Annotated in this window: 4 protein-coding genes; all 4 read left to right on the plus strand. The window is 54.8% G+C overall.

Features of this window, described 5'->3' with window-relative positions; genetic code table 11:
* Positions 1 to 226: 226 nt before the first annotated feature.
* Positions 227 to 1,582, plus strand: coding sequence for an NAD(P)/FAD-dependent oxidoreductase (locus ACWGS9_RS33880; protein WP_454509295.1), 1,356 nt, complete (start codon positions 227 to 229; stop codon positions 1,580 to 1,582).
* Positions 1,583 to 2,060: 478 nt separating this feature from the next.
* On the plus strand, positions 2,061 to 3,713 hold the full coding sequence (locus ACWGS9_RS33885) for an ABC transporter substrate-binding protein (protein ID WP_454509296.1): 1,653 nt from the start codon (positions 2,061 to 2,063) through the stop codon (positions 3,711 to 3,713).
* Between the two features lie 380 nt (positions 3,714 to 4,093).
* On the plus strand, positions 4,094 to 4,897 hold the full coding sequence (locus ACWGS9_RS33890) for an MBL fold metallo-hydrolase (protein WP_454509297.1): 804 nt from the start codon (positions 4,094 to 4,096) through the stop codon (positions 4,895 to 4,897).
* Positions 4,891 to 5,331, plus strand: a complete 441-nt coding sequence (locus tag ACWGS9_RS33895; protein WP_454509298.1) for an MBL fold metallo-hydrolase — start codon at positions 4,891 to 4,893, stop codon at positions 5,329 to 5,331. Before ACWGS9_RS33890 ends, ACWGS9_RS33895 begins: the two co-directional genes overlap by 7 nt.
* Positions 5,332 to 5,393: the final 62 nt, after the last annotated feature.

The raw sequence follows: 5,393 nt of genomic DNA on the forward strand, positions 1-5,393 counted from the left end.
GCGTGACATTGAGCTCGCTCGCCGCCCTCTTGAAACTCAAGGTACGGGCAGCCGCTTCGAAAACAAACAGGGAATGGTTCGAGGGCGCACAAAACTGCGAAGCTTGGACATGAAGCAGGTCTATATCAAATGCAATCTTTTCCGTCTACGAGCCCCAGGATTGGTAGTCTAACGAATCTAGCTCCAAGGGCGACGCCACATTGTACACACATCCAGCGAGTTTTCAGTGAATTCATTCAACGGAGCTGTCCCCCAAAAGCGGATCGTCGTTGAGCCACCTCATCCCGAACCGACTGTCTGTGGCTGGTACACCGCATCTGGCCCGGAGTTGCCTCTGTTACTGCAAAAAGGCGACGTTGACTGTGACTGCCTGGTCATCGGCGGCGGCTGGATGGGGTTGCACGCGGCTCGTCGATACGCCGAACTCAATCCAGATTCGTCAGTGGTCCTAGTGGATGCGGGCCGTATCGGAAACAACGCATCCGGACGCTGCATGGGTTTCGTCATCGACCTTGCCCACAACCCACGAAAGCAGGATTTCGTGGAGGACATCAAGGGTAACAAGGAAGAGCTCTTCGTCAATCTGGACGGGATCTCCTATATCCGGAGCGCCGTGGAGGAACACGGCGTAGATTGCGACTGGGATCCGCAGGGAAAGTACCACAGCGCGGCGACCGCACACGGGGTCGAAGATTTAAGGCGATTCTCTAAGGCGCTGGACACGCTCGCGCAGAGCTATAGCTGGGTCGAGACCGACGAAATCCGAGCTATCACCGGCAGCAGCCATTATCTTAAGGCCCTGCACCACCCCGGCACCATTCTCCTCCAGCCCGCGAAATATCTCAAAAACGCCACCAGGAGCCTACCGGCGAACGTCACCGTTAACGAGGATACCCCTATCGTGGCGGTGCAATTCGGCCTGCCTAAGCATGTTTTCGAAACGCCCACGGGAACGATCAGGGCTTCGAAGGTCATCATCTGTGCGTCGGGCTACCTTACCAAATTCGGCTTCTTCAAGGACCGGGCGATCCCACTTTACACGTTTGCGAGCATGACGAGGCAGCTCACCGAAAACGAGCTTGCCCAGGTGGGCGACAGGCCAGCCTACGGGCTCATTCCGGCCAACAGCTTCGGCACGACTGTCCGGCGAACGATGGACAACCGGCTGTTCCTTCGCAACGTCTATTCCTACGCCACCGATTTCAAGACGACGAAGCTTGATGTAGAAAGGGCCAGGGTGCAACAACAAATCGCCTTCGACCGACGCTGGCCAGGGCTTTCATCGTTCGGGTTCGAGGCCAGTTGGGGCGGTCTTCTTACGCTTGCGCAAAACGGCGGAATGGTCTTCGGCGAACTGGAACGCAACGTCTACGGGGCAGCATTCTGTAACGGAACGGGTGTCGCGAGGGGAGCCGCTTTTGGCAAGGCTGTCGCCGAGCTGGCAGCTGAGCGATCGTCACCCGTGATCGATATCCTGAAAAGGCGGGCGAGCCCGAGCAAGCTCTATCCCAAAGCTGTAACTGCAATGGGTGTCCGCATTGTAACCGCGGTCCGCTTCAGACAGGCCGGCGCTGAGGTCTAGCACCATCAATCGCGGCGGATATGAAGAGTATTTGGATGGCGCCGGCCACCGCGCATGCGAAGAGCTGAGGCCTGATAAGAGCTCGGCGCTGTAGCTCAGGATTGCCGGCCGCGCCACGTCCGCCATTTGCTCTATGTCCGATGCTCTTGGACTGTGAACGCAACGGCCCCCACAATCCTGACCGTGCGGGGACATAGGGTGCATTTATATCGTCGAACAATTTTTTCATAGTTCAGCGATCTCTAATCGTCACGTAAGTTTGCATCAACGATCAACGGACAGGCGTCGTGTAGTTGGCAAGCGGATGGATATCTCAGCATGCCCTCGTGTGCCACCGCTGGCAATATTGCCCCCGGCTCGGGACAAGGCATCTGACCTATGGAGCCCATCGGCGACGAATCAGAGGCTGTGGCGTAGGCGGTTGAATTGGGGTCGGTAGGCTAGCTCCATAGAATCAACCATAAACTTGGAGGTTCAAATGGGATTTTTTAACAGGCTGGGCAAGCCTATGCCCCAAATATTCGACAGGCTAGCCAAAGAGACAAAGTCAGGTGGAATGGACCGGCGCGAATTCCTGGCGCTTGCCTCAATCTTCGGCGCTTCGACAGCTGTGGCGTACTCTATGATTGGCGTCGTTCCGGCCGCCCGTGCCGAAGAAACGGGAAAGAAGGGCGGAACATTACGAATTGCCATGCGCGTCGATGGTGCCAAAGATCCTCGAGTAAGTGATTATCCGGAAATCGGCAACATTTCCCGCCAATTCCTAGACCCACTGGTCAAGTACACCAGAAAATACACATTCGAACCCTGGTTGTTGGAGAGCTGGGAGGCGAACGACGATGCGACAGGATATGTTCTACACGTCCGCAAGGATGTCAAATGGAACAACGGTGACGTTTTTACCGCAGATGACGTGATGTTTAACTTGCGGCGGTGGTGCGAAAAGGATGTGCCCGGGAACTCCATGGCCGCGCGCCTGGCGACGTTGATCGATGAAAAGACAGGCAAGGCGAAAGAAGGCGCCATCACAAAGACCGACGAGCATACGATTAAACTGACGCTGTCCAAGCCTGACGTCACAATCATCGCCGGCTTTGCCGATTACCCCGCCTTGGTGGTCCACCGTGATTTTGAAAAGAACGGCTCAAATTTGGTTACCCATCCAGTTGGTACGGGGCCGTTTGAACTGGTTTCATGGGACGTGGGCCAAAAGGCCGTCCTGAAGCGACGTACAAACGGGGCATGGTGGGGTGGTGAACCGTACTTGAATGAAGTTCAGTTCATTGATTACGGCACCGACACTTCTCTTCTTCAGAGCGCCTTCGAGTCAAATGAGATCGACACAAATTACCAGACGTTCGCGAATAACATTGACGCGTGCGACGCTCTCGGTCTCGTCAAATCTGAGGCAAAGACGGCGACAACGATCGTGTGCCGGACGAAGGTTACAACTAAGCCATACGATGACCAGCGAGTTCGCAATGCCCTACAACTTGCTGTCGAGAATGGCACTATCCTGCAAATTGGCTACAATGGCCGTGGTACTGTTGCCGCCAACTATCATGTAGCGCCAATACACCCGGAGTATTATCCGCTCCCGGAAAAGAAGCGAGATGTCCAGGCTGCAAAGCAACTCATGACCGAGGCCGGCCAGATGGAATTCGAGCACGAAATTTTCGGCCCGGATGTCGATTGGCTGAAAGACTCGGCCGACGCAATTGCGCAGCAGCTCCGCGAGGCCGGCTTCAAGGTGAAGCGGACAGTTCTTCCAAGTAGCACTTTTTATAACGATTGGATGAAATACCCCCTTTCAGCCACGAACTGGAATATGCGGCCGCTTGGCGTTCAGGTCTTGGCGCTCGCCTATCGAAGTGGTGCTGAATGGAACGAGTCCTCCTGGTCAAACCCGGAATTTGACAAGCTCCTGGACCAGGCGCTAACCGTCCCGGATCCCGAGAAGCGCAAACAACTCATGAAGGACATCGAAACGCTTCTGCAGGATTCCGGCGTTCTCATCCAGCCCTATTGGCTGTCCGTGTTTCATCATTCGACCAAGCAGGTAAAGGGCTACGAGATGCACCCGACATTTGATGTCGACCTCGCAAAGGTTTGGCTCGATCAAACTGGCTGATATTGCTCTTCACAATTGAGCGGCTTGCCAGCAGGGCAAAGCCGCTCGAAGTCCTAGTTCAGCTGGCACAATTACCCGTGGAAGGTAGGGTAGCGATGATCACGTGGTTCAAGACCTAATCCCTAGGCCACCCAGCGTTTGGTCCAGTAACTTTCCCGGCAGTTTGGCTAGAGGCGGAGATTTTAGCATTTTCGAGTCCGGCGCCGGGTGCGCTGTCGAAGATGGGCTCGCGCTCTGTGACTCTTCAACCCTTCCGGGCAGCCGGGGCGAGGTTCCATTTCACTACCTATGCCCGTCGTCGGACATTGGATTGCTGACGGAACGAAATCACATGACTTTGAAACACTCCAGAAGTCTGGGAATTTCGGGACGCGTGTAGCGTGTATGTCCTTGAGAGGGATAGGGACGCCCTGCTAATCGACACAGGTTCCGATACTGTCATGCGGCACCTTGCTGAGATTGGGGTCGACCGAGTTAACTGGGTTTTACACACACATCACCACAGAGATCAATGTTGGGGAACAAAAGGCGTTCAGAATACAGGTGCAAAGTTAGCTGTTCCGAAATTTGAGAAGCACCTGTTCGATAACGTCGAAGCTTACTGGCAAGCCAGAGTAATCTACGACAACTACAACAACATGAATACGTTCTTCTCATTGGGCGACAACATTGCGGCAGACGCAGCCCTGGAAGAGTATAGTAATTTCGTTTGGACAGAGTATGAAATATTCGTCCTTCCAGCCAAAGGCCACACTTACGGTATGGTCAGCCTGGTCACGCGCGTAAATGGTCAGAAGGTCGCCTTTACGGGAGATTTGATGACCCCGGGTGGGAATCTCAATCAGCTGCATGCAATGGAGTATGCCTACGGCGATCTGGCCGGCGTCGAATTCACGATGCAATCCATCCTTGCCTTAAAGAAGGAGAATGTTTCGATCGCCTACCCTTCTCATGGAGGGGCAATCAGCGATGTCAGAGCGGATATCGAAAGGCTCGAACGAAAGCTCGAACAGCTTGCGAATATCGGCCGGCTTTTCACATCCGGATGGAATACGGGTTCGAGGATTGGAACACGTTGCGCGAAAGCAAGCTGGAGCGCATTTCGGATCACCTGCTTTGGGCAGGCCCATACACCTGCTCGAACTTTTACATCGTGCTTAGCGGAAGCGGGCATGCGATGTTGATTGATTACGGATTGTCATCACCAGCACACCTGCATTTCGGCAATGATCACGGCGCCATGCAAGCCCTCCGGTTTATCGAACATCATATTGACCAACTCCGGGACGATTACGGCGTGCAGCAGATCGAACTGGTTGTTCCCACTCACGTTCACGACGACCATATCTGCGGGATTCCGTTTCTTCAGCGAAAATTCGACACGCAATGCTGGGCTCTCGACTGTGTCGCCGAAGTCATCGCGAATCCATCTGCCTGGGCCAGCACGCCATGCTGCTTTCATAAACCTATCGAAGTGGACAGGGCCCTGCGCGATGGGGAGACGTTTCACTGGAGGGGGTTTGACTTCCGAATTCACTACGCCCCGGGTCAAACCGAATTCCACTCGATGATTTTCGCGCAGATTGACGGCAGGAGGGTGCTCTTTAGTCGCCCGTGAACAATGAAGCGCGTCAGGCGGCGCGTGGTTTCGGCTGGCATTGAAGCGCGGCGATGAGCAGG

It is taken from the genome of Mesorhizobium sp. Arg314, assembly GCF_053714275.1.

What these genes read in the sequence shown, in the direction of transcription:
- ACWGS9_RS33895 (WP_454509298.1), top strand. Translation starts at nt 4,891, where the DNA reads ATGTTGATTGATTACGGATTGTCATCACCAGCACACCTGCATTTCGGC.
- ACWGS9_RS33885 (WP_454509296.1), top strand. Translation starts at nt 2,061, where the DNA reads ATGGGATTTTTTAACAGGCTGGGCAAGCCTATGCCCCAAATATTCGAC.